The 1,224-nt window shown below is 43.1% G+C and carries 2 protein-coding genes; both read right to left on the bottom strand.

Annotation, left to right across the window (positions count from 1 at the left end):
* Positions 1 to 32: 32 nt before the first annotated feature.
* Positions 33 to 863 carry an IS3 family transposase gene (locus L0660_RS26015; protein WP_235162023.1) on the bottom strand — a complete coding sequence of 277 codons (831 nt, stop codon included), beginning with the start codon at positions 861 to 863 and terminating at the stop codon, positions 33 to 35.
* Positions 864 to 895: 32 nt separating this feature from the next.
* Positions 896 to 1,162, bottom strand: coding sequence for a transposase (locus L0660_RS26010; RefSeq protein WP_235162022.1), 267 nt, complete (start codon positions 1,160 to 1,162; stop codon positions 896 to 898).
* Positions 1,163 to 1,224: the final 62 nt, after the last annotated feature.

Raw genomic sequence — 1,224 nt, 5'->3', positions numbered from 1 at the left:
TGTAGGCTTCCCATTTTTAGAGCGGCGACGATTTAGATTTTATTGTTGATTGTAATAGTTAACTCTTCTTTTTTCACGGCATTTTCTTTCAGCAGTCTGCACTTTTGATTTGGGGTCAGTCCCTTCATTGATCTGTGGGGATGCTGGCTGTTGTAATTGTCAAGCCATTTATCCGACAAAATGCGTAGCTGTTCCAAAGAATCAAAAAAGTAAGCATCCAGGATATCTTCCCGGTAGGTTCTGTTCAGTCTTTCGTTGTACCCGTTCTGCATTGGCTTTCCTGGCTGAATGAATTTTTGCTCAATCTGCTTTTCTTCGCACCATTTGGCCAGTTTCTTGCTGATGAACTCCGGGCCATTATCAGTTCTTATTGATAACGGCAACCCGCGCTCCAACTCTAACTGCTGCAAAATTTGAATTACTTTACCTGCACAGATGGAATAGTCTGCGTGCGCTGCAAGTGCCTCTCTACTAGCGTCATCCATGACTATTAATGTTCGCACGCGTCTGCCAGAGCTTAGGGCATCACTGACAAAATCCATGCTCCAGGTTTCGTTCAACGTTTTAGCCTCGATTAAGGGCTGCTTTGGTCGTTTCAGAATACGCCTTTTTCGCTTACGCCTTAATTTGAGATCCATACTTCGATAGATTCGAAGCACTCGTTTGCGATTCCAAGGCAGGCCTCTGTTCCGCAAATTGCCATAATACCAATCAAAACCCCTTGTCGGATGTTCTTCTGCCAACTCATTAAGCATGTCTATAACAGGCAGGTCGTTCTTGACAGTTTTGTAATAAAAGACACCGGTACTTAAATGCAAAACTCTGCACGCCCGCTCAATGCTAAATCCAGCTTCCTGTGAAATATCGGAAACAATTAGCCGCTTCTGAGCAGGCTTTAAAGCTTTTTTTCGATAATCTCTTTTGCGAGTCTATGATCCAGAGCCAATTCAGCATACATGTGTTTCAGACGGCGATTTTCTTCCTTGAGAGCCTTTAACTCGGCTAGCTCAGATGCTCCCATACCGCTGTATTTCTTGCGCCAATTGTACAATGTAGCTTTGGAGATGCTATTTTCCCGAGCGACGTCGTTCGCTTGTTTGCCAGAATCCAATTCTTTTAGGATTTTGACGATCTGAGTTTCTGTGAATGTGTTCCGTTTCATAGCAGATTAAAATTAGAAAATTTGTCTAATTCATCACCACTCTGTTTTTAGGGAAGCGTACA

Source organism: Dyadobacter sp. CY351, assembly GCF_021502625.1.
GTDB classification, from domain to species: Bacteria; Bacteroidota; Bacteroidia; order Cytophagales; family Spirosomataceae; genus Dyadobacter; species Dyadobacter chenhuakuii.
This window is presented reverse-complemented; position numbering and strand designations above follow the sequence as displayed.